The 653-nt window shown below is 47.5% G+C and carries 1 protein-coding gene; it reads right to left on the minus strand.

The features are described from left to right. Window positions 1-653: IS110 family transposase (locus I6E40_RS10645; RefSeq protein WP_235387244.1), on the minus strand; the 653-nt coding region annotated here is incomplete at both ends.

Raw genomic sequence — 653 nt, forward strand, 5'->3', positions numbered from 1 at the left:
CTAGGAATGAAGCAAACTGACGCTCGTTGGAGAATCGTCCAAGGTCATTGTCAATCTCCGTAAGTAGTGACATGCCAGTTATCTTACCAATACCGGGGACGCTCGTTAGCAGCTCGAAGTTTTCTTTGTATTTGGGTGATACAGCCAGACGTCTGATTTCTTTTGTGATACGAAGGACTGCCTTCCTAAGATTCTCCACCTCATCCACCAGCAGCATAAGAGTACGTTTTTCCTCCGAGAGGAACTCAACCTCATTACGAAGCCAGGCGATGAAATTGCGAGACCAGTGCGTGCCATTCTTCTGGAATCTCTCAGGATACTCCACACCCTGATTATACAGCAAATGCTTCGTCCTACTCTTCATGCGGCCCAAATCCTTTACGAAACGGCTCCTCAAACGAATGAGATTGGTGTCGTCCATATACTCCTTACTCTTGATGTGGATAGGAGTCAGCTGCCCCTGCTTCAGGGCTCTTGCAATCTTTTCCGCATCCACGGCATCAGTCTTCGTCACCTTCTCCTTGTTCGAGGTAGGAACATCGGCTGGGTTGATTACGATGTTCTCGAAGCCTACTTCAGTAAGTTTGTAGTGGACTGAGAATCCACAAAACCCCGCCTCGTATGCACTTTTGAAGTGTGCATCTGGAAATTTT

Source organism: Prevotellamassilia timonensis (genome assembly GCF_021531665.1).
In the GTDB taxonomy this organism is placed as follows: Bacteria; Bacteroidota; Bacteroidia; order Bacteroidales; family Bacteroidaceae; genus Alloprevotella.